The sequence below is a fragment of the Streptomyces sp. NBC_00667 genome, assembly GCF_036226825.1.
In the GTDB taxonomy this organism is placed as follows: Bacteria; Actinomycetota; Actinomycetes; order Streptomycetales; family Streptomycetaceae; genus Streptomyces.
Genome location: NZ_CP109022.1, coordinates 3,476,545 through 3,502,525 on the forward strand (window position 1 = coordinate 3,476,545; position 25,981 = coordinate 3,502,525).

22 protein-coding genes are annotated in these 25,981 nt (G+C 69.2%); 8 read left to right on the forward strand and 14 right to left on the reverse strand.

Going from position 1 to position 25,981, the window contains the following annotated elements:
* The first annotated feature begins 13 nt into the window (after positions 1-13).
* On the forward strand, positions 14-637 hold the full coding sequence (locus OHA81_RS16190) for a GNAT family N-acetyltransferase (RefSeq protein ID WP_190185576.1): 624 nt from the start codon (positions 14-16) through the stop codon (positions 635-637).
* A gap of 63 nt (positions 638-700) precedes the next feature.
* Here OHA81_RS16190 and trxA read toward each other — a convergent pair whose 3' ends face one another.
* The 7 genes from trxA to OHA81_RS16225 form a co-directional block, all read right to left on the reverse strand.
* The gene (gene trxA / locus OHA81_RS16195; protein ID WP_329196669.1) at positions 701-1,042 is read right to left on the reverse strand and encodes a thioredoxin; all 342 of its coding nucleotides are present in this window, start codon (positions 1,040-1,042) and stop codon (positions 701-703) included.
* A 53-nt stretch (positions 1,043-1,095) separates the two neighbouring features.
* Complete coding sequence (trxB, locus tag OHA81_RS16200; RefSeq protein WP_329196671.1) at positions 1,096-2,061, reverse strand: thioredoxin-disulfide reductase; 966 nt, start codon at positions 2,059-2,061, stop codon at positions 1,096-1,098.
* A gap of 125 nt (positions 2,062-2,186) precedes the next feature.
* Entirely contained in the window at positions 2,187-3,116 is a 930-nt protein-coding gene (locus OHA81_RS16205) for an anti-sigma factor family protein (RefSeq protein ID WP_329196673.1), read from the reverse strand.
* Complete coding sequence (sigM, locus tag OHA81_RS16210) at positions 3,113-3,805, reverse strand: RNA polymerase sigma factor SigM (RefSeq protein ID WP_329196675.1); 693 nt, start codon at positions 3,803-3,805, stop codon at positions 3,113-3,115. The genes OHA81_RS16205 and sigM overlap by 4 nt, the downstream gene beginning before the upstream one ends.
* A gap of 102 nt (positions 3,806-3,907) precedes the next feature.
* Positions 3,908-5,629, reverse strand: a complete 1,722-nt coding sequence (locus OHA81_RS16215; RefSeq protein WP_329196677.1) for a protein kinase family protein — start codon at positions 5,627-5,629, stop codon at positions 3,908-3,910.
* Between the two features lie 123 nt (positions 5,630-5,752).
* Positions 5,753-7,933 (reverse strand): murein biosynthesis integral membrane protein MurJ, encoded by a 2,181-nt coding sequence (gene murJ / locus OHA81_RS16220; RefSeq protein WP_329196679.1) that lies wholly within the window; start codon positions 7,931-7,933, stop codon positions 5,753-5,755.
* A 47-nt stretch (positions 7,934-7,980) separates the two neighbouring features.
* Positions 7,981-10,245 (reverse strand): DUF6049 family protein, encoded by a 2,265-nt coding sequence (locus tag OHA81_RS16225; RefSeq protein WP_329196681.1) that lies wholly within the window; start codon positions 10,243-10,245, stop codon positions 7,981-7,983.
* 187 nt (positions 10,246-10,432) lie between these two features.
* Here OHA81_RS16225 and OHA81_RS16230 point away from each other — a divergent pair, with 187 nt between their 5' ends.
* The gene (locus OHA81_RS16230; protein WP_329196683.1) at positions 10,433-11,899 is read left to right on the forward strand and encodes a CCA tRNA nucleotidyltransferase; all 1,467 of its coding nucleotides are present in this window, start codon (positions 10,433-10,435) and stop codon (positions 11,897-11,899) included.
* Between the two features lie 106 nt (positions 11,900-12,005).
* Here the strand turns inward: OHA81_RS16230 and OHA81_RS16235 are convergent, their stop codons facing one another.
* The 3 genes from OHA81_RS16235 to OHA81_RS16245 form a co-directional block, all read right to left on the reverse strand.
* Positions 12,006-13,292 (reverse strand): MFS transporter, encoded by a 1,287-nt coding sequence (locus OHA81_RS16235; RefSeq protein ID WP_329196685.1) that lies wholly within the window; start codon positions 13,290-13,292, stop codon positions 12,006-12,008.
* Positions 13,293-13,429: 137 nt separating this feature from the next.
* Entirely contained in the window at positions 13,430-14,512 is a 1,083-nt protein-coding gene (locus OHA81_RS16240; RefSeq protein WP_136210353.1) for an inositol-3-phosphate synthase, read from the reverse strand.
* Positions 14,513-14,561: 49 nt separating this feature from the next.
* The gene (locus OHA81_RS16245; RefSeq protein WP_136210355.1) at positions 14,562-15,164 is read right to left on the reverse strand and encodes a PadR family transcriptional regulator; all 603 of its coding nucleotides are present in this window, start codon (positions 15,162-15,164) and stop codon (positions 14,562-14,564) included.
* A 272-nt stretch (positions 15,165-15,436) separates the two neighbouring features.
* Between OHA81_RS16245 and OHA81_RS16250 the strand changes: the two genes are divergently transcribed.
* Complete coding sequence (locus OHA81_RS16250) at positions 15,437-18,034, forward strand: transglycosylase domain-containing protein (RefSeq protein ID WP_329196689.1); 2,598 nt, start codon at positions 15,437-15,439, stop codon at positions 18,032-18,034.
* 85 nt (positions 18,035-18,119) lie between these two features.
* Positions 18,120-19,580 carry a glycosyltransferase family 87 protein gene (locus tag OHA81_RS16255; protein ID WP_329196690.1) on the forward strand — a complete coding sequence of 487 codons (1,461 nt, stop codon included), beginning with the start codon at positions 18,120-18,122 and terminating at the stop codon, positions 19,578-19,580.
* 6 nt (positions 19,581-19,586) lie between these two features.
* Here OHA81_RS16255 and OHA81_RS16260 read toward each other — a convergent pair whose 3' ends face one another.
* The 3 genes from OHA81_RS16260 to OHA81_RS16270 form a co-directional block, all read right to left on the reverse strand.
* A complete protein-coding gene (locus tag OHA81_RS16260) occupies positions 19,587-20,618 on the reverse strand; it encodes an alanine racemase (RefSeq protein WP_329196691.1) in 1,032 nt (343 codons plus the stop codon).
* Positions 20,619-20,688: 70 nt separating this feature from the next.
* Positions 20,689-21,807, reverse strand: coding sequence for a lipid II:glycine glycyltransferase FemX (locus OHA81_RS16265; protein ID WP_329196693.1), 1,119 nt, complete (start codon positions 21,805-21,807; stop codon positions 20,689-20,691).
* Between the two features lie 128 nt (positions 21,808-21,935).
* Positions 21,936-22,250 (reverse strand): hypothetical protein, encoded by a 315-nt coding sequence (locus tag OHA81_RS16270; protein ID WP_329196694.1) that lies wholly within the window; start codon positions 22,248-22,250, stop codon positions 21,936-21,938.
* A gap of 251 nt (positions 22,251-22,501) precedes the next feature.
* Between OHA81_RS16270 and rpsF the strand changes: the two genes are divergently transcribed.
* From rpsF to rplI, 4 genes are all read left to right on the forward strand, one after another.
* The gene (gene rpsF, locus OHA81_RS16275) at positions 22,502-22,792 is read left to right on the forward strand and encodes a 30S ribosomal protein S6 (protein ID WP_004950685.1); all 291 of its coding nucleotides are present in this window, start codon (positions 22,502-22,504) and stop codon (positions 22,790-22,792) included.
* Positions 22,793-22,865: 73 nt separating this feature from the next.
* The gene (locus tag OHA81_RS16280; protein WP_329196696.1) at positions 22,866-23,456 is read left to right on the forward strand and encodes a single-stranded DNA-binding protein; all 591 of its coding nucleotides are present in this window, start codon (positions 22,866-22,868) and stop codon (positions 23,454-23,456) included.
* 43 nt (positions 23,457-23,499) lie between these two features.
* The gene (rpsR, locus tag OHA81_RS16285) at positions 23,500-23,736 is read left to right on the forward strand and encodes a 30S ribosomal protein S18 (protein ID WP_005315025.1); all 237 of its coding nucleotides are present in this window, start codon (positions 23,500-23,502) and stop codon (positions 23,734-23,736) included.
* Between the two features lie 18 nt (positions 23,737-23,754).
* Positions 23,755-24,201 carry a 50S ribosomal protein L9 gene (gene rplI / locus OHA81_RS16290; protein ID WP_136210369.1) on the forward strand — a complete coding sequence of 149 codons (447 nt, stop codon included), beginning with the start codon at positions 23,755-23,757 and terminating at the stop codon, positions 24,199-24,201.
* A 133-nt stretch (positions 24,202-24,334) separates the two neighbouring features.
* On the opposite strand, the gene OHA81_RS16295 is transcribed toward rplI, so the two are convergent.
* The gene (locus OHA81_RS16295; protein WP_329196699.1) at positions 24,335-25,672 is read right to left on the reverse strand and encodes an MATE family efflux transporter; all 1,338 of its coding nucleotides are present in this window, start codon (positions 25,670-25,672) and stop codon (positions 24,335-24,337) included.
* Positions 25,673-25,981 lie beyond the last annotated feature (309 nt).

A 25,981-nucleotide genomic window follows, 5' to 3' on the forward strand; every position in this document is an offset into this window, starting at 1 on the left:
ATACGATGCGTGTATGGGTCGTCGGTTGGTACCGCTCACGCTGGACAACCTCCAGGACCTTCCCCGGCGTTGCCGGACCTGCGTGTTCTGGGAGCTGGATCCGGTCAGTGGTGAGGCCGCCGTGAAGGCGGGAACCGCTGAGCTGGAGAAGGAGGCCTGGATCTCCGCCGTCCTGTTGGAATGGGGATCGTGCGGCCGCGTCGTCTATGTGGACGACGTCCCCGTGGGCTTCGTTCTGTACGCGCCCCCGGCCTACGTGCCGCGTGCGACGGCGTTCCCGACGAGCCCGGTCTCCCCTGACGCCGTCCAGCTCATCACGGCGTGGATCATGCCGGGGTATCAGGGGCAGGGTTTGGGACGGGTGATGGTCCAGACGGTGGCAAAGGATCTGCTACGGCGTGGTTTCCGGGCGATCGAGGCGTTCGGCGATGCGCAGTGGGAGCGGCCGGCCTGTCTGCTCCCGGCAGACCACCTGCTGTCCGTGGGCTTCAAGACGGTACGACCGCATCCGGTGCATCCCCGGCTCCGACTGGAACTGCGCTCGACGTTGTCCTGGAAGGAAGACGTGGAACTCGCCCTGGACCGCCTGCTGGGCGGGGCGCGGGCGCGGAAGGAACCGGCCCTGCGCCCGCTGTGAGCAGCGGCCGGATGTGCGAACGGGGCCGCTCCCTCAGGGAGCGGCCCCGTTTCACGTGAAACATCAGGCGGTCTTGACCTCGACGAAAGGATCGAGGTCGCGCAGGATGGCAGCCTTCGGCTTGGCACCGACGATGGTCTTGACGACCTCGCCGCCCTGGTAGACGTTCAGCGTCGGAATGGACATGACGCCGTACTTGGCGGCCGTGGCCGGGTTCTCGTCGATGTTGAGCTTGACGATCTCGATCTGGTCGCCGTACTCGGCCGCGATGGCCTCCAGCGACGGGGCGATCTGCCGGCACGGGCCGCACCAGGCGGCCCAGAAGTCAACCAGGACGGGCTTGTCGGCGGCGAGGACGTCGGCATCGAAGCTGGCGTCGGTCACGTTCTTGAGGGTGCCGGCCACAGCGGCCTCCTTTTTCCTGCGGGGTGTGGGTGGGGATGGGGGTGGTGCGGGGGTCAGACGGTCGCGTTCGCGTGCGCCTGCTCGGCGTCCGCGAGGGCGGCGAGGTAGCGCTCCGCGTCCAGGGCGGCGGAGCAGCCCGTACCGGCGGCGGTGATCGCCTGACGGTAGGTGTGGTCCACGACGTCGCCCGCGCCGAAGACGCCGGTGAGGTTGGTGCGCGTGGACGGGGCGTCGACCTTGAGGTAGCCCTCGTCGTCCAGGTCCAGCTGGCCGGTGAACAGCTCGGTACGCGGGTCGTGTCCGACGGCGATGAACAGACCGGTCACGGGCAGCTCGGAGGTCTCACCGGTCTTGGTGTTGCGCAGGGTGAGACCGGAGAGCTTCTGCTCGCCGTGGATCTCGGCGACCTCGCTGTCCCAGGCGAACGAGATCTTCGGGTCGGCGAAGGCGCGGTCCTGCATGGCCTTGGAGGCGCGCAGGCTGTCGCGGCGGTGGACGATGGTGACCGACTTGGCGAACCGGGAGAGGAAGGTCGCTTCCTCCATCGCGGTGTCGCCGCCGCCGACGACGGCGATGTCCTGGTCCTTGAAGAAGAACCCGTCGCAGGTGGCGCACCAGGAGACGCCTCGGCCGGAGAGCGCGTCCTCGTTGGGCAGACCGAGCTTGCGGTGCTGCGAACCGGTGGTCACGATCACGGCCTTGGCGCGGTGCACGGTTCCGGCGGTGTCGGTGACGGTCTTGATCTCACCGGTGAGGTCCACGGCCACGACGTCGTCGGGGACGAGCTCGGCGCCGAAACGCTCCGCCTGGCCACGCATGTTGTCCATCAGGTCAGGACCCATGATGCCGTCCTGGAAGCCGGGGAAGTTCTCGACCTCGGTGGTGTTCATCAGCGCACCGCCGGCGGTGACGGCACCCTCGAAGACCAGGGGGCTGAGCGAAGCGCGTGCGGTGTACAGGGCGGCCGTGTAACCGGCCGGCCCGGAGCCGATGATGATCACGTTTCGGACGTCGCTCACGGGTTCGTTCCTCGTCTCTGCGGACTGCGTGCTGCCTACCGGGGGGCCGGTGTGGACTGTCATCCCACCCAACGGATCCTACGGCGCTCGCATTCCCGGTCCGGCGCGGCTCAGACCTGAACGGGTCAGGGGCGGGCGTAGGTACCGGTGAGCAGTGGCTTGCCGGGGGGCGCCGAGGGGGGGTCCGCACAGCCGCTGGGGACGAGGTAGGCGTCCACGCGCCCGGGATCACCGGGGTGCGCGAGGACGACGAGGTAGACGTCCGTGCCCTGGTAGCTGCCGTGCTCGGCGGCGAGCGGGGTGTCGGCACGGCCGGTGGCCCGCTGGACGCAGGGCGGGACGGGAGGGGCCTGCCGCTCGCCGGGGGCGACGCCCGGGGAGGTGTCGGAGGGGACGCCCGGGGAGGTGTTCTCCATCCCGTACGTGTTGTTCCTCTCCTCGGGCTTGCTCTGCGGCTTCGCGGCGGAAGCGAGGAGGTGCTGGACGCTGCCCTGGAGTCCCTCGGACGTGTAGGAGCCGTCGGAGGCGGGCGGAGTGGCGGTGGCGGAGGTACCGGTCCGGGCGACGGTGTCGCGGGAATCGCCTGCGCCCAAGGCGCCGGACAGGACGAGGCCCAGTACGCAGGCGGCCGCGCCCGCGAGGCCGGCGAGGACGGCGATCCGTCGGCGTGCCCTGCGTCGGCCGGGGCCGGTTGGGCCGGTCGGGTGACCCGCGGGTCGTGCCGGGGCGGACGGCGGCGTCTGCCGGGGGGCAACGGCGGGGCCGGGCGTGGGCCGGGCGCGCTGCGAGGTGGAGTCCAGGAGCGCTTCGGCGGCGAGGGCGGCGTCGATACGGCCCGCGACGTCGGAGGGCATCCGGCTCGGCCCGGGCAGCGTGCCCAGCAGGGAGCGGATCTCTTCGAGGGAGGCGAGGACGTCGGCGCACAGGACGCAGTCGCCGAGGTGGCTGCGTACGGCGGCGGTGCGGGCCGGTGAGAGCAGCCCTTCGGTCAGGTCGGAGATCTCCGCGACGTCCGGGTGCCGGATCGTGCCGGTCGTGCCGGTTGTGGGGCTCACGGTCGTCCACCTCCGCCCTTCACTGCGTCTGGGTCTGGCTGCCTGGGTTCTGCGGGTGGGACGGGTGACCCCGGCGTCCGGTTCCTTCCCCGCCCGGCGGAGGTGTTATCCGCGGCATTCGAGCGCAGATGAGTGAGCAGCGGCAGCAGTTTCGCCCGGCCCCGCGCACACCGGCTCTTGACCGTTCCGACGGCGACGCCGAGGACGCGCGCGGCTTCGGCCACGGGGTAGCCCTGCATGTCGACCAGGACGAGCGCGGCCCGCTGCTCTGCCGGGAGGGTGCCGAGGGCTGCCAGCAGCTGCCGGTGGAGGTCCTGGCGCTCGGCGGGGGCCTCGGCGGACTCGTGCGGCTCCATGAGCCGCTCCAGCCGGTCCGTGTCGTCGAGGGGCGCCGTCCTGCGGGAGGCAGCCTTGCGGGCCCGGTCGAGGCAGGCGTTGACGGTGATCCGGTGGAGCCAGGTGGTGACGGCGGAGTCCCCGCGGAAGGTGTGTGCGGCCCGGTAGGCGGAGACGAGCGCGTCCTGTACGGCGTCGGCGGCCTCTTCCCGGTCCCCGAGGGTGCGCAGCGCCACGGCCCACAGCCGGTCCCGGTGCCGCCGCACGAGTTCCGAGAAGGCGTCGGGATCCCCCGCCACGTGCCGCGCCAGCAGCTCCTGGTCGCCGTCCCCGCTGGTCGTCGCGTCGTGCATCACACCTCCCCTCCGGAAGGGAGAGTACGGGTCGGGCAGGGCGAATACGAGGGCCCGCCGCGTCGGCGGCGCAGCGGGCCCGGCGGGTGTCGCGGTCCGGTCCTATTCGGCCGTACCGAGCACTTTGATCTCGTTGATGCCGCCGCGGTAGGAATCGCCGCCCTCGGAAGGCAGGGACGTGATGTGGATCAGCAGGAAGCGGGTCTTGACCGGGGTCTGCAGGGTCGTGTTCAGGTTCTTCCCCGTGTTGCCCAGCTTGACGATCTCCTGCGGGAAGTCCGAGAGGGAGCGCGCTGAGGCGGCTTCCGGGGAAGCGGCCCGCACCTCGATCTTCTGCCCCGACGCGTGCAGGCCGACCTCAAGGCCGGCCACGTCCTGGGCGCTGCCGAGGTCGACGATGATGCCGCTGCCGTCGTCATAGCTGTCCAGGTTGCCGAAGTTGGCGAAGCCGCGGAACTGCAGGGTGACCCAGCCGGTGTCGGCGTCGCCGTCGATGGCCTTGCGCGCGTCGCCGGGCTTGATCGGATCCTTTCCGAAGACCGTGGCCTTGCCGATGCGCAGCGGCTTGCCCGGCTTGATCTCCTTGGGGGCCTCGTCGGACTTGGTCTGCGGGGTGGAGCCGCTGTTGCCGGAGCCCCCGTGTTTGCGGTCGAGGAGTGCGTCGGCGAGCTGCCAGCTGCCGAGGCCGAGGGCGGCGATGAGCAGCGCCGCGACGCCCCATTTGAGGGCGCGGCCGGTACGGCTCTGCAACGGGGGCGGCGGCGGGACGGCGAGGCTCTGCACGGTGGGCAGGCCGGTCGCCGGGTGCCGGCCGTAGCTCCCCTGCTGGTAGGTGGTGTGCTGGTACTCGGGCGGGGCGGTGAAGGCCGGCTCCGGCGGCCGGATGCGGGGCATCGCGGCGACGGCCTTGGCCAGCTCCTCCGGGGTGGTACAGGCGGGCTCCTGCCGGGAGGCGGTGGCCCCGTCGTTGGCCAGCGCGCGCATGGCCAGTTCTCCCAGACCCCGGTGGACGCCGGCGCGCACCTGGTCGGGGGCGATCAGGCCGACGCCCTTGGGCAGGCCGGTGAGCCCGTAGGCGTCCGTCTCGTAGGGCCAGCGCTGGGTGAGCGCCGCGTACAGCAGCGCGCCGATCGCCTCGGTGTCTGCCTGCTGCGGGGTGTCGCTGGTGATGCCGCGCAGGGCGGCGTTCACGGCGAGGCCGCGGATGCGGTACTGGCCGGTGGAGGTGCGCAGTATCGCGCTGGGTGTCAGGCGCAGGTGTGCCAGGCCCTCGCGGTGGGCCGCGGCCATGGCCTGCGACACCTGGCTGACGAGCTGGTAGGCCTCGTGGGCCTCCAAGGGTCCGACGGCGAGGAGGGCGGTGAGTTCGGTGGCGTCGGGCAGCCACTCGTGCACGACGTAGACGAGGTCGTTCTCTTCCACGGCGTCGAGGACCTGGACGAACCGGGGGTCGCCGAGCAGCGCGGAGGAGCGGGCCGCGGACAGGACGGTCCGGGCCCGGGGGTGGTCGGCGGGAAGCAGGTGCACGCCGACGGCGCGGCGCAGCTTTTCGTCCATCGCACGCCAGCTGCTGAATCCGTCCAGACGGGTGACGCACTCCTCGAGGCGGTAGCGCCTGGCCAGCTTGTGGCCGCTGTGCAGTTCGGGCGCCGCCACGGGCGCGGCCGTTCTGCGTTCGCCATCCGTTTCGCGCATGGATCCGTCCGCGGCTCGGTCGTTCTGGGTGTCCACCCCGTCGGCCGTGGCCTTGACCGCTTCCGCGGTCAGCGGCTCATCGCCGCTGTTGTCGGCCACGTCGACGGCAGCTGTGCTACGTTCCGCCACCGTCGTCCCTGCCTCCCCATCCGTTGCGCGCTGTCGGCCAGTCTGCGAAGCCATGCCAATTGTGCCCACAGTCCGGCCCTCCGCACGACACGCGAAGGAGGGGCGAACCGTCGGTTCTGCCCGTCAACGCCCCAGACGTCCGCGGACCATTCCGACCATCGCGTTGAGTTCTTCGACGCGCATGCGCTTCGCGGCGGTGAGGAAAACGGCCACCAGGGCGATGAAGCCGGCCACGAGGGCGGCGAGCGACCCGCCGGCTCCACTGCCCAGCCACTTGGTGACCCCGTAGGCGGCCGCGCCGGCCACGACTGCGGCCGGGACACATGCGCCGATGAGGCGGGTGTAGGTGCGCATGACGTGCGCCCCGTCGAGGTCACCGCCGAGGCGGGCGCGCAGACGGCGCCAGGCGACGCCCACGCCGACCGTGTATCCGAGACCGTAGGCGGCGCCCATGCCGACGACGGCCCAGCGCTCGGGGAGGACGAGGAAGGCGAGCCCCGAGACGCCGGCGTTGACCGCGGCGACGATGACGGTGTTGTAAAAGGGCGTCCGGGTGTCCTCGTAGGCGTAGAAACCGCGCAGGACGACGTACTGGACGGAGTACGGGATGAGTCCGAGGCCGAAGGCCATCAGGATGTAGCCGATGTTCTGCGCCGTCGCCGAGCCGGATCCGGCGTAGAGCAGGGTGGACATCGGGACGCCGAGCGCGAGGAACGCGAAGGCGCAGGGCACGATCGCCACGGCGGAGGTGCGCAGGCCGTAGGAGATGTCGTCGCGGACGGCGGCGACGTCCCCGTCGTGGGCCGAGCGGGAGATGCGCGGCAGGACGGCGGTCATGACCGAGACGGTGATGATGGCCTGGGGCATCTGCCACAGGAGCAGCGCGTAGTTGTACGCGGCGATGCCGGTGCCGTCGTGGCCTTGGTTGTGGGCGACGTCGCCCGCCCAGGTCGCGAGCTGGGTGACCACGATGAGGCCGAGCTGGTTGGCCAGGACGAAGAAGAACGTCCACTTGGCGAGGCCGGCCGCCTTGCCGAGCCCGTGGCCCTTCCAGTCGAAGCGCAGGCGCGGCTTGAAGCCGGCGTCACGCAGGTAGGGGATCATCGCCAGCGACTGGACGGCGAGGCCGAGCAGGGTGCCCAGGCCGAGCAGCCGGACGCCCTCGGGGGTGATGCTCGCCTCGTCGACGCCGGTGCTGGTGAAGCCGCCGAACGCCCAGATGAACGCACCGAACGTGGCGATGACGACGATGTTGTTGAGGACGGGGGTCCACATCATCGCGCCGAAGCGGCCGCGGGCGTTGAGGATCTGACCGAGCACCACGTGCACGCCCATGAAGAACATGGTGGGCAGGCAATAGTGGGCGAAGGCGACCGCGACGTCCATCCGGTGCGGGTCGTCGGCGATCTTCTGCGACATCATGCCGATGAACAGCGGGGCCGCGAGCACGCAGACGGTGGTGACGGCGCCGAGCAGCACCACGACGAGCGTCAGGAGGCGGTTGGCGTATGCCTCGCCGCCGTCCTCGTCGTTCTTCATCGCGCGGACCAGCTGCGGGATGAACACCGCGTTGAGCGCGCCGCCGCCGACCAGCACGTAGATCATCGTCGGCAGGGTGTTGGCGACCTGGTAACTGTCGTTGAGGGTGGTGACACCGATCGCGGTGCCGATCACGAGCGTGCGCAGGAAGCCGGTGATCCGGGACACGATCGTGCCCGCGGCCATCAGGGCGCTCGACTTCAACAGGCCCGAAGCCCGCCCGGCGGGCTTGGCCGGGGCCGGGACGGCGACCGGGGGCTCCTCGGTGGCAAGCTGCGGGGCCGCCTCCTGGTCGCGGTACAGGTGGGCGAAGGCATCGGGTTCCGGCTGCTCGTCCGCGGCCTTGGTCACCAGGGAGTCCACACCCACGAACTCCGTGGTCGTGGGGCGGTCACCGTAGGGCAGGTGGCGGGAAGGGCCGTCGGGCTCGGGCGGCGGGGTCTGGGCCCAGACGCGAGCGTCGGGACCGCCGTACGAAGGCGGCTGCGGGGCCGCGTACAAGGGGCCGGGTTCCAGGTAGGTGCCCGGCGGCGGCGGAGGGTGTGAAGCCCGGTCGTACAGGGCCTCCGCTACGGGGTCCTGGGCCGAAAGGTCCTGGGACCGGTACGGGTCGTAGTCGTAGGCATCCTGGACATACGGGTCGTGATCCGGCCCGGATGCGGGCGCGGAGGCCTGCCCGGGCACCGGGGCACCCGGCGCGGTGCCCTGGGAGGGCGCCGGCCCACCAGTGCCCTGCGCGCGGTCACCGTCGTACGGCGCGTTCATCGAAACCCCACCTCATCGTCCCCAGGCCGACCGGCCACGGCATCGCTTTAACGGTCCACTGTCTCACCCGTGCCGGACCCGCTTGTGCTTTGCGGTCCGGTGTCCGGGGACTCGTCACTCGGCTGCGTGCTCTCCTCAGAGGCCGCACGCGTCGCCAGGCGCTTGCGGCTCGCGTACATCTTGATGCCCGCGAGGACGAGGAGGAGAACGCCGCCCGCGATGACGAGCATGACGGTGGGAGTGACCTCGGTGGCCTCCACGGTGAACTTCTGTTCCTTGCCGTAGGGGACGCCGTTCTTCGTGAACAACTGCGCGGTGACCTCGACGGGACCGCTCGCGGTGGCGTTCGCGGGGAATTTCAGGGTCTGGCTGTGATCGGCCTGGACGGTGACTTCCTGCTCGGCCATTCCGCTGTCGCCGAACATCAACCGGGTGGGGTTGGCCGACTTCACGCGCAGGACCAGGTTGTGGACGTCCTGCACGAGGCTGTTCTGGACGCTGACCGGGATGATCGCGCTGTGCCCGGACAAGGTGGCGTCGGACTTGGGGACGACCTTGACCTTCTCGGTGAGGCCGATCAGGTAGTCCTGCACCTGGTCCCGGTAGACGCCGGCCTCCTCGGGCCGGCCGCGCCACGAGGTGGACATCTCCCGGTTGGTGGTGTTGCCGAAGGGGATCTCGACGCGCTCGGGCGCCGCGAGGATCACCTTGAAGCGGTCGAGGGTGTCCTGCGTGGTCCGGATCTTCTCGAACGCGGACACCGGGAGTTCCTGCCGGCTGAGGGCTTCCGGGTACTGACCGGCCCCCGGGACCTGGGTGGCGGCGCCGGGGTCCGGCTTGGCGGACGCCGCCGCTTCGAGGTCGGAGGGCTGCGTCCAGCGGCCGCCCTGCAGGCCGCGCAGGGCCGCCGCCATCGACTCCGCCTGGCTGGCGGACGGCATCCGCTGTGGTGTGACGACGAAGCTGCGCTGCTCGTCGCCGCCCTGCAGGTTGAGGGCGAGACTGTGGGCCAGGAACCTCTGCACGGCGAGCGCGGAATCCCTGGCATTGAGCATGTCGCCTTCGAAAGCCGTCGACAGTTCGGCGTCGGCGACGATCGCGGTGGCGCCCGCGCCGATGGGACGGGCGGCCGTCGGGGTGTAACCGAGGGCGCCGGTCTCCTGGAGGCTGTCGCTGCGGGTGAGGACGTTGTGGGCGCCCGCCGAGGTGGCCACGTTGACGATCGACGGGTCGATGGCGCCGTTCACGGGCCAGGAGAAGTCGGTGGACGGGGTGACGTGCAGGACCGTCTCGACGGCCTGCTTCGCCTTGTCGGTGGCGGGCCGCAGCTGGCCCAGGGTGCCCGAGACGTCCTTGCCGTGGTGGGCGAGGGAAGCCAGGTCGGGGTCGGCGTAGGGCAGCGCGACGACCTTCTTTCCCTGCACCGCGGTTTCCAGGGCGCTCAGCCACTGCTCGGCGACGGCCTTGCTCTTGCCCGGCAGGGGCTTTCCGTCGGGGTCGGGGTTGCGGATCCGGTAGCCCTTGGCCATGGCGTCGACCGTGTAGAGCAGGTCCGGGTCGATGACCCAGGTGATCGGCAGGTCCTTGCCGAGGGAGACCATCCGCTCCAGGCGGCCTCCCGGCGCCAGCTCCCTGGCGAGGGAGTCGTCGAGGAAGACGGGCGTCTGCGTCTCGTCCGAGCCGGTTTCCGCCGTGACCCGGGTGGTGGAGATCAGCGGCCACGCGTAGGTGAGGTAGGAGCGCTTCGTGGCGGCCTCGGGCTGCCACGGCAGGAAGGTCCGCCGGATACCGAGCACCTGCTCGTACGGTCGGCTGTCGGTCTCTCCCGACAGTGACACGCCCAGCTGGTAGACACCGTCCTTGCCCAGGTCCAGCTTGCCGACCGGGACGTTGATGGTGAAGGGCCGGCTGGCCTTCGAGGGCAACGAGTCGATCTTCACCGCGTACGCGGGGTCGATCTCCCCCGGGTCCACGCCGGCCCGGAAGCCGGTGCGGTCCGCCACCTCGTCGATGGACGCCCGGTCCCCCACGACGGGACCGACGCGCAGCCCCACGTGCGCGGACTTGATCGGCTCGCGGCTGTTGTTGACCACGCTGCCCGAGATGGTGAGGGTGTCGCTCTTCACAGGGGCGTTGGGCGAGACCTCAAGCAGCTGGACGTCGACGGCCGAGTCGGCGGCCTGAGCCGTCGGGGCAGGGGAGTAGACCAGGGCGGCGAGGACCGGCGTGCCCGCGAGCAGGACGACTGCCCGCCGCAGCCAGCGGCGCCGGGCAGGGGCGGCTGCCCCCAGGATGTCTGCCGCCTCGGCCACGCGCTCGCCCGTCCCTCGAAGTGTCAGTGGTCGTCGGTTGTGCGTCCACGAATGGTAACGAGGCGCGCTGTGCGCGAGTGCCGCCCCTTGCTCCACATGATCGGCTCCGCCCCCCGGGCGCGGTGGGGCGGGGTGGCCACAAAATCGCGGCGGCCCCCGCCGGGCGGGCCACGTACCCTTTTCTGTTGTGCCGAACGCCAATGAAGACACCCCCAGTGCCCTGAGTCAGGTGCAGCGCCGAGCGGTCAGTGAACTGCTGCGCGTCGCTCCTGTCGCCGACGAGCTCGGCCGCCGTTTCCAGGAGGCGGGCTTCCGCCTCGCCCTGGTCGGCGGCTCCGTGCGCGATGCGCTGCTCGGGCGTCTCGGCAACGACCTCGACTTCACCACCGACGCCCGGCCCGAGGACGTGCTGAGGATCATGCGGCCGTGGGCCGACTCGGTGTGGGACGTCGGAATCGCCTTCGGCACCGTCGGCGCACAGAAGCTGGCCCGCGTCGCGGACGGCGACCGGAACTTCCAGATCGAGGTGACCACGTACCGCTCGGAGTCGTACGACCGCACCTCGCGCAAGCCGGAGGTCTCCTACGGCGACTCCATCGAGGAAGATCTGGTCCGCCGCGATTTCACGGTGAACGCGATGGCCGTCGCGCTGCCGGAGAAGGAGTTCGTGGACCCGCACGGTGGCTTGGACGACCTCAGGGAAGGCATTCTGCGTACTCCCGGCACCCCTGAGGACTCCTTCTCGGACGATCCGCTGCGGATGCTGCGCGCGGCCCGGTTCGCCGCACAGCTGGACTTCGAGGTCGCACCCGAGGTCGTGGCGGCGATGAAGGCGATGTCCGAACGGATCGAGATCGTCTCGGCGGAGCGGGTGCAGGCTGAGCTCAACAAGCTCCTGCTGTCCGCACACCCCCGCAAGGGCCTCGGGCTGCTGGTGGACACCGGTCTGGCTGACCGGGTGCTGCCCGAGCTGCCCGCCCTGCGGCTGGAGAGTGACGAGCACCACCGCCACAAGGACGTCTACGAGCACTCGCTGATCGTCCTGGAGCAGGCGATCGACCTGGAGGAGGATGGCCCGGACCTCGTGCTGCGCCTGGCTGCCCTGTTCCACGACATCGGCAAGCCCCGCACCCGCAGGTTCGAGAGCGACGGCCGTGTTTCCTTCCACCACCACGAGGTGGTGGGCGCGAAGATGACCAAGAAGCGCATGACCGCGTTGAAGTACTCCAACGACATGGTCAAGGACGTGTCCCGGCTGGTAGAGCTGCACCTGCGCTTCCACGGGTACGGCGACGGGGAGTGGACCGACTCGGCCGTACGCCGGTACGTCCGAGACGCGGGCCCGCTGCTGGAGCGTCTGCACAAGCTGACGCGGTCGGACTGCACCACGCGCAACAAGCGCAAGGCCAGCGCGCTCTCCCGTACGTACGACGGCCTGGAGGAGCGGATCGCGCAGCTCAAGGAGCAGGAGGAGCTGGACGCGATCCGGCCCGACCTGAACGGCAACGAGATCCAGCAGGTGCTGGGTGTGGGTCCCGGTCCGGTGATCGGCAAGGCGTACGCGCACCTGCTGGAGCTGCGGCTGGAGAACGGGCCGATGGGCCATGACGCGGCGGTGGCGGCATTGAAGGAGTGGTGGGCGTCTCAGGCCTGAGACGGTGCCGGCCGCTGATGTTTCACGTGAAACGTCACGATGTTTCACGTGAAACCGAGGTCATGTTTCACGTGAAACATCGCGGGGTGGGCGCCCTGTCCCTCAGCTAGGGCGCGGCCGCGCCCGCGGCGGGGTGTCGGCCCTGCCGCTGGAGGAGCGCCGCTGTGGCGGCGTAGAGGACGGCCACGCTCACCACCAGCGGGACGGACCGGCCGTCGGCGGGGAGCATCAGGGAGGCCACCGCCGCCGCTGCCACGAACGCGGCGTTGAAGAGCACGTCGTAGACGGAGAAAACGCGCCCCCGGAACTCGTCGTCCACCTGGAACTGCACGACGGTGTCGGTGGAGATCTTGGCACCCTGCGTTGCGATGCCCAGGGCGAAGGCGGCGACGAGCATCGGTCCGGGTGCGAAGAACAGGCCGAGTGCCGGAACCAGGATGGCCGCGCCACCCGCACACACGGTCATCCAGCCGCGGGTGCCCAGCCGGCCCACCAGCCACGGTGTGACGACGGCTGCTGCGAAGAAGCCCGCGCCGGAGACACCGATGGCAACGCCCAGGAGGGCCAGGCCGGCGGATTCGTCGTCCGACCAGGAGTAGCGGCAGAGCATGAGCAGAGTGACCAGTAGAGCTCCGTAGCAGAACCGCATCATGGTCATCGCGGTGAGTGCCTGGGCGGCCTCGCGGCGTCCGGCCAGGTGCCGCAGGCCTTCGGCCATGCCCCGTACGGTGAGGGCCGCTCCCTCTGCGAGCGAGGGGTGGGACCGTCCAGGGAGGTGGTCGGGCCCCAGGAGGCCGACGGCCAGACGCAGGGAGACGAGCGCGGCGCACAGGTACAGCCCGGCGGCGAACAGTACGACCAGAGCGTCGGAGCCCGCGGCCAGCAACCTGACCAGGAAGGCCAGCCCCCCGCCGGCAGTCGCCGCCAGGGTTCCGGCGGTGGGCGAGAGGGCATTCGCTGTCACCAGCTGGCCGGACCCGACGACATGCGGCAGCGACGCGGCCAGACCTGCCAGTACGAAGCGGTTGACGGCCGTCACGGACAGGGCCGAGGCGTAGAACAGCCAGTCGGGGACGTGGGTCACCACGAGCAGACCCGTCACGCAGGCGAGAAAGGCCCGCAGGAGGTTGCCGTAGAGGAAGACTTGCCTGCGGCGCCAGCGGTCCAGCAGCACTCCGGCGAACGGCCCGATGACGGAGTAGGGCAGGAGCAGCACGGCCATCGCTGAGGCGATGGCCGCGGGTGAGGTCTGCTTCTCCGGCGAGAACACCACGTAGGTGGCGAGCGCGACCTGGTAGACGCCGTCGGCGGCCTGGGAGAACAGCCGGACGGTCAGCAGATTGCGGAAGTCCCTCAGGCGCAGGAGTACGCGCAGATCACGTACGACAGGCATGAGGGCAAGGGTCACATACGCCGAGGGTCCCCGGGCACATTGCCCGGGGACCCTCGGCGGAAGAACAGTCGAAGTCCAGGTGTCCGAAGGACCGGGCTTCGTGTGCTTTCTTGTGGAACGCGTCGAGCCGGAGCTGCTTAGCGCTCGACCTCGCCCTTGATGAACTTCTCGACGTTCGCGTAGGCCTCGTCGTCGAAGTACTGGACCGGCGGGGACTTCATGAAGTAGCTCGAAGCCGACAGGATCGGACCACCGATGCCGCGGTCCTTGGCGATCTTCGCGGCGCGCAGGGCGTCGATGATGACACCGGCCGAGTTCGGGGAGTCCCACACCTCGAGCTTGTACTCGAGGTTCAGCGGGACGTCGCCGAAGGCACGGCCCTCAAGGCGGACGTAGGCCCACTTGCGGTCGTCGAGCCACGCGACGTAGTCGGAGGGGCCGATGTGGACGTTCTTCTCGCCGAGCTCACGGTCGGGGATCTGCGAGGTGACGGCCTGCGTCTTGGAGATCTTCTTCGACTCGAGGCGGTCGCGCTCAAGCATGTTCTTGAAGTCCATGTTGCCGCCGACGTTGAGCTGCATGGTGCGCTCAAGACGGACACCGCGGTCCTCGAACAGCTTCGCCATCACGCGGTGCGTGATGGTGGCGCCGACCTGGGACTTGATGTCGTCGCCGACGATCGGAACGCCGGCCTCGGTGAACTTGTCCGCCCACTCCTTGGTGCCGGCGATGAAGACCGGGAGGGCGTTGACGAACGCGACCTTGGCGTCGATGGCGCACTGGGCGTAGAACTTCGCCGCTTCCTCGGAACCGACGGGCAGGTAGCAGATCAGGACGTCGACCTGGCGGTCCTTGAGGATCTGCACCACGTCGACCGGAGCCTCGGCGGACTCCTCGATGGTCATGCGGTAGTACTTGCCCAGGCCGTCCAGGGTGTGGCCGCGCTGCACGGTGACGCCCGTGTTCGGGACGTCGCAGATCTTGATGGTGTTGTTCTCGCTGGCGCCGATGGCGTCCGAAAGGTCGAGGCCGACCTTCTTCGCGTCGACGTCGAACGCGGCGACGAACTCGACGTCACCCACGTGGTAGTCGCCGAACTGGACGTGCATCAGACCGGGGACCTTGGCCGCCGGGTCGGCGTCCTTGTAATACTCGACGCCCTGCACCAGCGAGGCGGCGCAGTTGCCCACGCCGACGATGGCTACGCGAACCGAACCCATTCCGGTTGCTCCCTGTTTGTTCTCGGACGAGGCCTGCGAGATGCAGGCCTCACTTTGCAGTTTCGTCGGACGGACCGGGTCGTCTCTGATCCCGTCCCGCCCGCTCGCTCTCAATGAGCTCGTTCAGCCAGCGCACTTCGCGCTCCACGGATTCCATTCCGTGTCGCTGCAGCTCAAGGGTGTAGTCGTCGAGCCGCTCCCGCGTGCGCGCGAGTGAGGCGCGCATCTTCTCCAGACGCTCTTCCAGCCGGCTGCGGCGGCCCTCCAGCACTCGCATGCGCACTTCCCGCTCGGTCTGACCGAAGAAGGCGAACCGGGCGGCGAAGGACTCGTCTTCCCAGGTGTCCGGGCCGGTGTGGGAGAGGAGCTCTTCGAAGTGCTCCTTGCCCGCGGCCGTCAACCGGTAGACGATCTTGGCCCGGCGCCCCGCGAGTGAAGCGGCGAGAGCGTCTTCCGGGGCGTTGCCCGGTTCTTCGATCAACCAGCCGTTGGCGACCAGCGTCTTGAGGCAGGGGTAGAGCGTCCCGTAGCTGAACGCCCGGAAGACCCCCAGTGAGGTGTTGAGCCGTTTACGAAGCTCGTAACCGTGCATGGGGGACTCGCGGAGCAGGCCGAGGACGGCGAACTCGAGGATGCCTGAGCGCCTGCTCATCCGCCTGCCTCTCTTCCGGCTCCGAGTTTATGCCGAGCTGATGTATCGACTCGATACATCCAGACGATAGAGCGGGCGGCTCGTGGCGACAAGGGGTGGAGTGGTGACCGGCGTCACATCACCAATTCGTACCAGGCAAGTTGCCTGATTTGGGGTGAACTTCGGCACTGATTGGGTTTTGACCCTGCGTACTCTTTGCCGCATGACACCGGGGGAACCGGAATGTAACCGCCGCTTCCAGGCCACTCGCCTGCCCGAGGAGTAGTCGTTCGATGAGCGAGCACCGCCGCAAACCGCCGCAGCAGCCCCAAGGCGGCGGGCGCGCCGCGTCCCGCCGGGGTGCCCCGCAGCACCCGGGCCGCGGCGCCGCGGCCGGACGTGACGTCCCCATGGCCTCACGCAGCGGCCCGCACGGAGGGCCCCAGGCCCCCCACGGCAGCCGGGCCGACACACGCAGAGCCGCCCAGCGAGGATCCGCGGGCCGTGGGCGGGCGGGAGGCAACGGACGGCCGGACAAGCGGCTCATCAACTACCCGCGCTCCGACAAGGACGGCTGGATGCGCTTCGTGCCGTCCTGGAAGCTGGTGAGCGGCACCATCTTCGGGTTCTTCGCTGTGATCATCGCCGGCGCCGGCATCGGTATCGCCATGGTCAACACCCCGGACGCGAACAAGGCGGCGAAGGCACAGAACAACGTCTTCTACTGGGCGGACAACACCCAGATGGTCGCGACCGGCGGTTCGATGAACCGCCAGATCGTGCCCATCGACAAGATCCCCCTCTCGATGCGCAACGCCGTGATCGCGGCGGAGAACGAGAGCTTCGAGACGGACAAGGGCGTCGACCCGATGGGCATCGCCCGGGCCGTGGTGAACATGGCCAAGGGCGGCTCCACCCAGGGTGGGTCGACCATCACCCAGCAGTACGTCAAGAACACCTACCTCGACTCCAACCAGACGCTGAAGCGGAAGGTGACCGAGCTCTTCATCGCGATAAAGCTCGGCGTCTCGGAGGACAAGGACACGGTCCTCGCGGGCTACCTCAACACCGCGTACTACGGCCGGGACGCCTATGGCATCCAGGCAGCCGCACGCGCGTACTTCGGAAAGGACAGCGACAAGCTGAACCCCTCGGAGAGCGCGTTCCTGGCGTCGATGCTCAAGGGCCCCAACCTCTACAACCCGGACGGCGGCATCGGCTCGGCTGCGACTCCAGAGCAGAACGACAAGCGCGCCCGCCAGCGCTGGGCCTGGGTACTGGACCGTGAGGTCGCGGTGGGGCGGATGGACCCGGCGGAGCGGGCGAAGTACACGCAGTTCCCCGAGCGCATCGAAGCCGAGCAGGTCCGCAGCCTGTCAGGACAGACCGGCTACCTGGTCGAGACGGCCAAGCAGTACGTCACGAAGACCTTGCGCATCACCCCGGACGACCTGGCCCGAGGCGGCTACCAGATCTACACCACCTTCGAGAAGCCGAGAGTGGACGCCCTGACAAAGGCCGTCGAGGACACCCGCAACGGTTTCATCAACGAGAAGGCACGCCCCGACACCGACACGTTCGTCCAGTTCGGCGCCGCTTCCGTAGACGTGAACACGGGTGCGATCGTGGCCCTCTACGGCGGCCCGGGCATGGACAAGAAGTACTTCAACAACAACGCCAACACCAGCGGTGTCCCGGTCGGCTCGACCTGGAAGCCGTACGTGCTGGCGGCGGCGATGGAGTACGGCACCAAGAAGTCCAAGGGCGAGGGCATCTCGGCCGACAGCAAGTACAACGCCAACGACCTGACGGTGATCAAAGACCGGGACGGCAGGCCGCTGCTCGGCAAGGACGGCAAGCCGTTCCAGCAGAAGAACGAGAGCGAAAGGGCCTACGGCTACGTCACGCTGAACGAGGCGATGGAAAAGTCCATCAACGTGCCCTTCGCCCAGCTCGTCTTCGACGTCGGTCACAGCAAGGTCCGGGACGTGGCCGCGTCCACCGGCATCCTCAAGGATTCGATGGACCCGAACGACAACGCCTCCTTCGCCCTCGGCACCTCGACCCCCAGCGCCATCCGGATGGCGGACTCCTACGCCACCTTCGCCGCCTCGGGCACCCACCACGAGCCCTACTCGGTCACCAAGGTAGAGAAGAACGGCACGCCCCTGCCGGGCTTCGAGGCACCCAAGGCGCAGCGCGCCATGGACAACTCCGTCGCGGACAACGTCACCAAGGTGCTCAAGAACGTCGTAGAGAGCCCCGAGGGAACCGGTACCAAGGCGAAGAAGCTGGGCCGGCCGGTGGCCGGCAAGACCGGTACGACCGACAAGAACAAGTCGGCCTGGTTCGTCGGCTACACCCCGCAGCTCTCCACCGCGGTCACCCTGTTCCGCAGCGACCCCAGCAAGCCGGACCAGGGACTCCTGTCCATGAACGGTGTGGGCAACATCGACTCGATCCACGGTGGTGACATCCCCGCCACCATCTGGACCGAGTACATGAAGGAAGCGCTCAAGGGAAAGCCCGTCAAGGACTTCCCGGAGGCGGAGGACATCGGCGTGGTCGCGGACTCTCCCGGAGCCCCCACCCCCACGCCGGCGGCGCCCACACCCTCCCCCTCGGTGTCCCAGTCCACGCCTCCGGCGAGCCCCTCGCCCTCGGGTTCCCCGTCCCCCTCCAAGGGCGGCAAGCCGAGCTGCCCGCCCTGGAAGCTGTGCCCGCCCGGCACCACCGGGGGTACCGACACCGGGACCAGCACCGGCACCAGCAGCGGCGTCGACGGCGGACCGGACGGCGGCACCACCGGGGCACCTTCGCCGCCCGCCAGCGGAAAACCGGGCCGCCCGGGCGGCACCAGCTGGGGCACCAGTCTCGGCACCGGGGGCTGATCCCCTCCACGCCCCACTCGACGAGGGCCGTCGCACTCCGCGGCGGCCCTCGTGCGTGCCCGGGGCGGTACGGCAGGATGAGCCCATGACGAAGGTGCACGAGGACCGGCCCGTTCTGCCGACCCAGCAGGACGAGGTCGCCGCCGCCGGCAGTGAGCTCATCGGTGGCCCGTTCGGCCGCCATGTCCGGCTGGGCGGCCACTGGCTGACGCCGGTCCGTGTGGTGGTCCTCGTCGCGCTCGGCATGTTCGCGCTCGGCATGGTGCAGAAGGTGCCGTGCTACGACTGGGCGTGGTTCCGGGGAGCCGGCTCCCAGTACACCCACGCCTGCTACTCCGACATCCCGCACCTGTACGTGGTGCGGGGCTTCGCCGACGGCCTCACCCCCTACTGGGACCGGCTCCCGGGCGACATGCAGTACCTGGAATACCCGGTGCTCACCGGGCTCTTCATGCAGATCGCCTCCTGGATGACCCCCGGCAGCGGCTCGATGCAGCACCGCGAGCAGATGTACTGGATGGTCAACGCGGGGATGCTGATGATCTGTGCGGCGGTCATCGCCGTGTGCGTCGCCCGCACCCATCGCCGACGGCCCTGGGACGCGCTGCTGCTGGCCCTGGCCCCCGCGTTCGCCCTCACCGCGACGATCAACTGGGACCTGCTGGCCCTCGCCCTGACCGCCGTCGCGATGCTGATGTGGTCCCGCGGCCGCGCGGTGCTCTTCGGCGTCTTCATCGGGCTGGCCACCGCGGCCAAGCTCTACCCGGTACTGCTGCTCGGGGTGCTCTTCGTCCTCTGCCTGAGGGCCGGGAAATGGCGGGCGTTCGGCGGCGCCGCAGCGGGAGCGGCCGCTGCGTGGCTCGTGGTGAACCTGCCCGTCATGCTGTTCGCCTGGGACGGCTGGAAGAAGTTCTACACCTTCAGCCAGGAGCGGCCCATCGACTTCGGTTCGGTGTGGCTGTTGATCTCCCAGCGGTCGGGGAACCCCCTGACCGGCGCGAACACGTACGCCACCGTCCTCACCCTGCTGCTGTGCGCCGGCATCGCGCTGCTCACCCTCAAGGCGCCCCGCCGTCCGCGCTTCGCACAGCTGGCCTTCCTCGTCGTCGCGGCCTTCATCCTGGCCAACAAGGTGTACTCGCCGCAGTACGTGCTGTGGCTGATCCCCCTCGCCGCGCTCGCCCGGCCGCGCTGGCGGGACTTCCTGATCTGGCAGGCCGGTGAGGTCCTTTACTTCCTCGGGATCTGGTTCTACCTGGCCTACACGACCAGCGGCGACAAGCACCAGGGCCTGCCGGTCGAGGGTTACCAGCTGGCCATCGCCCTTCACCTGCTGGCGACCCTCTACCTGTGTGCGGTGGTCGTACGGGACGTCCTGCTGCCCGAGCGTGACGTCGTGCGGCGCGACGGATCCGACGACCCTTCGGGCGGGGTCCTGGACGGGGCGCGTGACGTCTTCACGCTGTCCAACGCCGCGGGGGCGCCGCATGACGCGACGCCCCCGGAGGCACAACGGGTGGAATGGGGGACCCGCCCCCGGCACTGAGCGGGCTCAGGCGTCGACCACCCGGTCGAACTGCGTGGTGGTGTGCCGCAGGTGCGCCACCAGCTCGTCGCCGACCTTCGGCTCCGTGGCGTCGGACGGCACGAACAGGATCGACACCTGCATGTGCGGGGGCTCCGCGAACCAGCGCTGCTTGCCCGCCCAGACGAACGGCGACAGGTTCCGGTTGACCGTCGCCAGGCCGGCCCGTGCGACGCCCTTGGCGCGCGGCATCACCCCGTGCAGGGCCTTGGGGGCCTCCAGGCCCACCCCGTGCGAGGTACCCCCGGCGACCACGACGAGCCAGCCGTCGGAGGCGGCCTTCTGCTGGCGGTAGCCGAACCGGTCGCCCTTGGCCACACGCGTGACGTCCAGGACGGCGCCCCGGTACTGGGTCGCCTCGTGGTCGCCCAGCCACAGCCGGGTACCGATGCGGGCCCTGAAACGGGTCTGCGGGAACTGCTGCTGGAGCCGGGCCAGCTCCTCGGCCCGCAGGTGGCTGACGAACATGGTGTGCAGCGGCAGCCGTGCGGCGCGCAGCCGGTCCATCCAGCCGATGACCTCCTCGACGGCATCGGAGCCGTCGGGGCGGTCGAGCGGCAGGTGCAGGGCGAAGCCCTCCAGGCGCACGTCCTCGATGGCCGACTGGAGCTGCCCCAGGTCCTGCTCCGAAACACCGTGGCGGCGCATCGAGCTCATGCACTCGATGACGACGCGGGCGCCGACCAGGCCCCGGACCCCGTCCACCGAGGACACGGACCTGATCACGCGGTCCGGCAGCGGCACCGGCTCCTCGCCCCGCCGGAACGGGGTGAGGACGAGCAGATCACCGCCGAACCAGTCCTTGATGCTCGCGGCCTCGTACGTCGTGCCGACGGCCAGGATGTCGGCGCCCATCCGGGTCGCCTCCTCGCACAGCCGCTCGTGGCCGAAGCCGTAGCCATTGCCCTTGCAGACCGGGATCAGCCCGGGGAACTGGTCCGCGATCTGCTTCTGGTGCGCACGCCAGCGCGCGGTGTCGACGTAGAGCGTGAGCGCCATGCCCGTCCGGAACCTCTCCGATAAGCCGCTGGGTGCGGCGGTGCTGTGTTTGTGGATGGGGCGGGTGCCGTCAGCGGCGCGACATGTAGATGTCGAGCGCCTTGTGCAGCACCTTGTTCAGCGGGAAGTCCCACTCGCCCACGTACTCGACCGCCTCGCCGCCGGTGCCGACCTTGAACTGGATCAGACCGAACAGGTGATCGTTCTCGTCCAGGGTGTCACTGATTCCGCGCAGGTCGTAGACGCTCGCACCGAGCGCGTAGGAATCGCGCAGCATGCGCCACTGCATCGCGTTCGAGGGGCGGACCTCGCGCTTGTGGTTGGCGGAGGCGCCGTAGGAGTACCAGACGTGCTGGCCGACCGTGAGCATCGTGGCGGCTGCCAGCGGCTCGCCCTCGTGCGTGGCGATGTACAGCCGCATGCGGTTGGGGTCCTCGGAGTTGAGGGCCGTCCACTGCCGCTGGAAGTAACTGAGCGGGCGCGGGCGGAACTTGTCGCGCTCGGCCGTGATCTCGTACAGGTGCTGCCACGTCGGCAGGTCGTCGTAACCGCCCTGGACGACCTCGACACCGGCCTTCTCGGCCTTCTTGATGTTGCGGCGCCACAGCTGGTTGAAGCCCTTGAGGACGTCGTCCAGCGAACGGTTGGCCAGCGGTACCTGGAAGACGTAGCGGGGCTGGACGTCTCCGAAGCCGGCTCCGCCGTCCTCGGCCTGCTGCCAGCCCATCCGGCGCAGCTTGTCGGAAACCTCGAAGGCGCGGGGCTCGATGACCGATGCCTCCACGTCCCGCAGGCGCTTGACGTCCGGGTCCTGGATGCCGGCCTTGATGGCGGCCGCGTTCCAGCGGCGGATGACGACGGGCGGACCCATCTTCACCGTGAAGGCGCCCTGCTGCTTGAGGTGGGCCAGCATCGGCTGGAGCCACTCCTCCAGGTTCGGGGCGAACCAGTTGATGATCGGTCCCTCGGGCAGGTAGGCGAGGTACCGCTTCACCTTGGGCAGCTGGCGGTACAAGACGAGGGCGGCACCGACGAGTTCGCCGGACGCGCCGAACCAACCGAGGTTCTCCGAACGCCACTCGTTCTTGACGTCGGCCCACGCCGGGACCTGGCAGTGGCTAGCCGAGGGCAGGCTCTGGAGGTAACCCAGATGCTGCTCTCGGCTGATGGTCCTCAGGGACAGGCTCATGCGGGGTGCTCCTCCGGCGGCTTCGCTGCTATGGCGCGAAGCCTACTGCGACAGGGGCGCCGCCCCACTGGGGGACGGGTCGGGCCCCGCCCGGTGCCGGGCGGCGCCCCGTCGCGGAGGTACCCCGGTCAGCCCAGCCAGCCGCCGAAGAGGCCGCCGTGTGCCATGCCGAGGAAGAAGCCCACGGCTGAGGCACCAAGCCCGATGATCAGCGCGAAGCGTTCGCGTGTCGTCTCCGAGATGAACTGTCCGTAGGCGCCGGTGATGATCCCGATCAGCCCGGTCCAGGAGCTGAGCAGGTGCAGGTTGTCGAAGAACCCCGTGACGAACGCCACGACGCCGAGGATCACGGTGACCGCCATCAGGGTGTCCTGTAGCGGGTGGGGCTTGCCGTCGGTCGCGAAGAGCGAGATGGAGGACTGAGGTCGCATTGCCTGTGCCATCGGAAGGCACCTCCTGGCTGCCGCAGAGCGGTGCTACGGGGCCGCCTCCGGGGGAGCCGGGGGCATAGCACCGTGCACACCCGATGGATACAGAGTGTGGCCCACTCCTGCCGGATTTCAACCGGAAGGAGTCGAGCAGGTAGTCTGTACGGTCTGCGCGGTGTCTGCTCTGTGGACGCCGTGCGCACGCATCACGACCCTCCTGCCACGGAACGACCGTGGCCGCTGAGTCCAAAGGAGGTGGGTTCCACATGCGTCACTACGAAGTGATGGTCATCCTCGACCCCGATCTCGAGGAGCGCGCTGTCTCCCCGCTGATCGAGAACTTCCTCTCCGTCGTCCGTGAGGGCAACGGAAAGGTCGAGAAGGTCGACACCTGGGGCCGTCGTCGTCTCGCTTACGAGATCAAGAAGAAGCCCGAGGGCATCTACTCGGTCATCGACCTCCAGGCCGAGCCTGCGGTCGTCAAGGAGCTTGACCGACAGATGAACCTGAACGAGTCGGTTCTCCGGACCAAGGTCCTCCGCCCCGAGACCCACTGAACTTCGGTTCAGCGGTAATCGGGACCGAGTAGCACAGCAGCCCAGCAGCAAATCCCCGCCGAGAGGTTCATCCATGGCAGGCGAGACCGTCATCACGGTCGTCGGCAATCTCGTCGACGACCCCGAGCTGCGCTTCACCCCCTCGGGTGCGGCGGTCGCGAAGTTCCGTGTCGCGTCCACCCCCCGCACCTTCGACCGTCAGACCAATGAGTGGAAGGACGGCGAGAGCCTGTTCCTGACCTGCTCGGTGTGGCGGCAGGCGGCGGAGAACGTCGCCGAGTCCCTCCAGCGAGGCATGCGCGTCATCGTGCAGGGCCGGCTGAGGCAGCGGTCGTACGAGGACCGTGAGGGTGTCAAGCGCACGGTCTACGAGCTGGACGTCGAGGAAGTCGGCCCCAGCTTGAAGAACGCCACGGCCAAGGTCGCCAAGACCACGGGTCGCGGCGGCCAGGGTGGGTACGGCGGCGGTCAGCCGCAGGCCGGCGGCGGCAACTGGGGCGGAGCCCCCAGCGGCGGTGCGCCTCAGGGCGGCGGAGCTCCCTCCGACGACCCGTGGGCGTCCAGCGCGCCGGCCGGTGGCCAGCAGCAGGGCGGCGGCGGGGGCGGCTGGGGCGGAAGCTCCGGCGGCTCCGGCGGTGGCTACTCGGACGAGCCGCCCTTCTAGGGCAGCTCGCATCCCCACTTCTTGATCACACAGGAGAGACACAATGGCGAAGCCGCCTGTGCGCAAGCCTAAGAAGAAGGTCTGCGCGTTCTGCAAGGACAAGACCGCGTACGTGGACTACAAGGACACGAACATGCTGCGGAAGTTCATTTCCGACCGTGGCAAGATCCGTGCCCGCCGCGTTACCGGCAACTGCACGCAGCACCAGCGTGACGTCGCCACGGCCGTGAAGAACAGCCGTGAGATGGCGCTGCTGCCCTACACGTCCACCGCGCGATAAGGAAAGGGTGACCGACTAATGAAGATCATCCTGACCCACGAGGTCAATGGCCTCGGTGCCGCTGGCGACGTCGTCGACGTCAAGGACGGATACGCCCGCAACTACCTGATCCCGCGTCGCTTCGCGATCCGCTGGACCAAGGGTGGCGAGCAGGACGTGGCGCAGATCCGCCGCGCCCGCAAGATCCACGAGATCGCGACCATCGAGCAGGCCAACGAGATCAAGGCCAAGCTCGAGGGCGTCAAGGTGCGCCTGGCCACCCGCTCGGGTGACGCCGGCCGTCTCTTCGGTTCCGTCACGCAGTCCGACATCGCTTCGGCGATCGAGGCTTCTGGTGGCCCGAAGGTCGACAAGCGCCGCGTTGAGCTCGGCTCGCCGATCAAGACCCTCGGTTCGTACCAGGTCTCCGTGCGTCTGCACGCCGAGGTCCTGGCGAACGTGGGCGTCGAGGTCGTCGCCGCCTAAGTGCTGCGCACGAAGGGCCGCACCCCAGTGGGGTGCGGCCCTTCGTCGTTTCCGGGGTTCTTCGTTTCACGTGAAACACGGTGGGTCTCGTGGGACCAGGCGATGTTTCACGTGAAACAACGCCCGCCCGGGGTCAGCGGGTAGCGCCGGCCACCAGCCACCGGCCCGAGCGGGCGCGCAGCTGGAGGGTCGCCATACGGACCACCATCATCAAGGTCATGGCCCACCAGAGGGCGGTCAGGCCGCCTCCCAGGCTGGGCAGGAGCAGCGCGGCGGGAGTGAAGACGGCCAGGGTCAGCAGCATCGCGCCGGCCAGGTAGCGGCCGTCACCCGCGCCCATCAGGACCCCGTCGAGTACGAAAACGATGCCGCAGATCGGCTGGGAGACGGCGAGTACCAGCAGGGCGGGCAGCAGTGTGTCCTCCACGACAGGATCGCTGGTGAAGAGCGGCACGAAGACGGATCGCGCCAGAACGACGAGCAGACCCAGTACAAGGCCGCCGATGACGCCCCACCGCACCATCCGTCGGCACAGAGCCTTGGCCCCTTCGGTGTCCCCTGCGCCCAGGTACCGGCCGATGATGGCCTGTCCGGCGATCGCGATCGCGTCCAGCGCGAAGGCGAGCAGTGTCCACAGCGAAAGAAGGATTTGGTGAGCGGCGATGTCCGCGTCCCCCAGCCGAGCGGCTACGGCAGTAGCGATCATCAGAATGGCCCGCAGGGACAGCGTGCGGACCAGTAGGGGCACGCCGGCCTGTGCACAGGCGCGTATGCCTGCCGTGTCGGGCCGCAGCGTGGCTCCGTGCCGACGGGCGCCGCGGATGACCACGACGAGGTAGACGGCCGCCATGGCGCATTGGGCGATCACCGTGCCCCACGCGGAGCCGGCGATGCCGAGGCCTGCCCCGTAGACGAGCGCCAGGTTCAGGGCCCCGTTGAGGGTGAAGCCGCCGATGGCGACATAGAGCGGCGTGCGCGTGTCCTGGAGCCCACGGATGACACCGGTGGCCGCCAGCACCACGAGCATGGCCGGGATGCCCAGGGCGGAGATCCTCAGATAGGTGACCGCGTAGGGGGCGACGGTGTCGGAAGCCCCGAACAGGGAGATCAGCCGCGGCGCGGTGGGCAGGACGACGGCGATGACGGCAGCCCCGAGCAGCAGTGCCAGCCAGATCCCGTCCATGCCCTGGCGGATGGCGGCCTGGAGGTCACCCGCGCCGACCCGTCGGGCGACGGCCGCGGTGGTGGCGTAGGCGAGGAAGACGAAGACACTGACCGCGGTGGTGAGCAGCGCGGCTGCGACGCCCAGGCCGGCCAGCTGGGGGGTCCCGAGGTGCCCGACGATGGCGCTGTCCGCCATCACGAAGAGCGGCTCGGCGACGAGCGCGCCGAAGGCGGGGAGGGCGAGCGCGAGGATCTCGCGGTCGTGTCGTCTCGGGTCCGCTTCCGGTGCTGTGGAGGCCAGTTTCATACGCCCAATCTAATCTTCCACAGGTAATGGACACAACATATCTAGGACCCTTACTTGGCCGCTGACTTGGGAGTTCTCCGCACCCCTTTGGAGGCGATCTTGAGACAGTGGCCAAGAATTTTCTCCCTCACAGCCTGAGGACGGAGAAAGTGCAGGTCAGTGGGCTAACAGGGGTGGCCAGGTGATTTTGTCCACAGCGTCGTCCCCCGGTCCGTGCACAGCTTCGGCCGACTTACCCACAGCATTGGCGCCGTCATCCACATCTCATCCACACAGCCTGTGGATAACAAGATTGGCTGACGTCGTCCG

Excerpts from the sequence above, each read along its gene's own strand:
- OHA81_RS16250 (WP_329196689.1), top strand. The coding sequence starts at position 15,437 with ATGAGCGAGCACCGCCGCAAACCGCCGCAGCAGCCCCAAGGCGGCGGG.
- OHA81_RS16255 (WP_329196690.1), top strand. The coding sequence starts at position 18,120 with ATGACGAAGGTGCACGAGGACCGGCCCGTTCTGCCGACCCAGCAGGAC.
- OHA81_RS16235 (WP_329196685.1), bottom strand. The coding sequence starts at position 13,292 with ATGCCTGTCGTACGTGATCTGCGCGTACTCCTGCGCCTGAGGGACTTC.
- OHA81_RS16190 (WP_190185576.1), top strand. The coding sequence starts at position 14 with ATGGGTCGTCGGTTGGTACCGCTCACGCTGGACAACCTCCAGGACCTT.
- OHA81_RS16265 (WP_329196693.1), bottom strand. The coding sequence starts at position 21,807 with ATGAGCCTGTCCCTGAGGACCATCAGCCGAGAGCAGCATCTGGGTTAC.
- OHA81_RS16280 (WP_329196696.1), top strand. The coding sequence starts at position 22,866 with ATGGCAGGCGAGACCGTCATCACGGTCGTCGGCAATCTCGTCGACGAC.
- sigM (WP_329196675.1), bottom strand. The coding sequence starts at position 3,805 with ATGCACGACGCGACGACCAGCGGGGACGGCGACCAGGAGCTGCTGGCG.
- OHA81_RS16240 (WP_136210353.1), bottom strand. The coding sequence starts at position 14,512 with ATGGGTTCGGTTCGCGTAGCCATCGTCGGCGTGGGCAACTGCGCCGCC.
- OHA81_RS16245 (WP_136210355.1), bottom strand. The coding sequence starts at position 15,164 with ATGAGCAGGCGCTCAGGCATCCTCGAGTTCGCCGTCCTCGGCCTGCTC.
- OHA81_RS16270 (WP_329196694.1), bottom strand. The coding sequence starts at position 22,250 with ATGGCACAGGCAATGCGACCTCAGTCCTCCATCTCGCTCTTCGCGACC.
- murJ (WP_329196679.1), bottom strand. The coding sequence starts at position 7,933 with ATGAACGCGCCGTACGACGGTGACCGCGCGCAGGGCACTGGTGGGCCG.
- rpsR (WP_005315025.1), top strand. The coding sequence starts at position 23,500 with ATGGCGAAGCCGCCTGTGCGCAAGCCTAAGAAGAAGGTCTGCGCGTTC.
- rplI (WP_136210369.1), top strand. The coding sequence starts at position 23,755 with ATGAAGATCATCCTGACCCACGAGGTCAATGGCCTCGGTGCCGCTGGC.
- rpsF (WP_004950685.1), top strand. The coding sequence starts at position 22,502 with ATGCGTCACTACGAAGTGATGGTCATCCTCGACCCCGATCTCGAGGAG.
- OHA81_RS16260 (WP_329196691.1), bottom strand. The coding sequence starts at position 20,618 with ATGGCGCTCACGCTCTACGTCGACACCGCGCGCTGGCGTGCGCACCAG.
- OHA81_RS16295 (WP_329196699.1), bottom strand. The coding sequence starts at position 25,672 with ATGAAACTGGCCTCCACAGCACCGGAAGCGGACCCGAGACGACACGAC.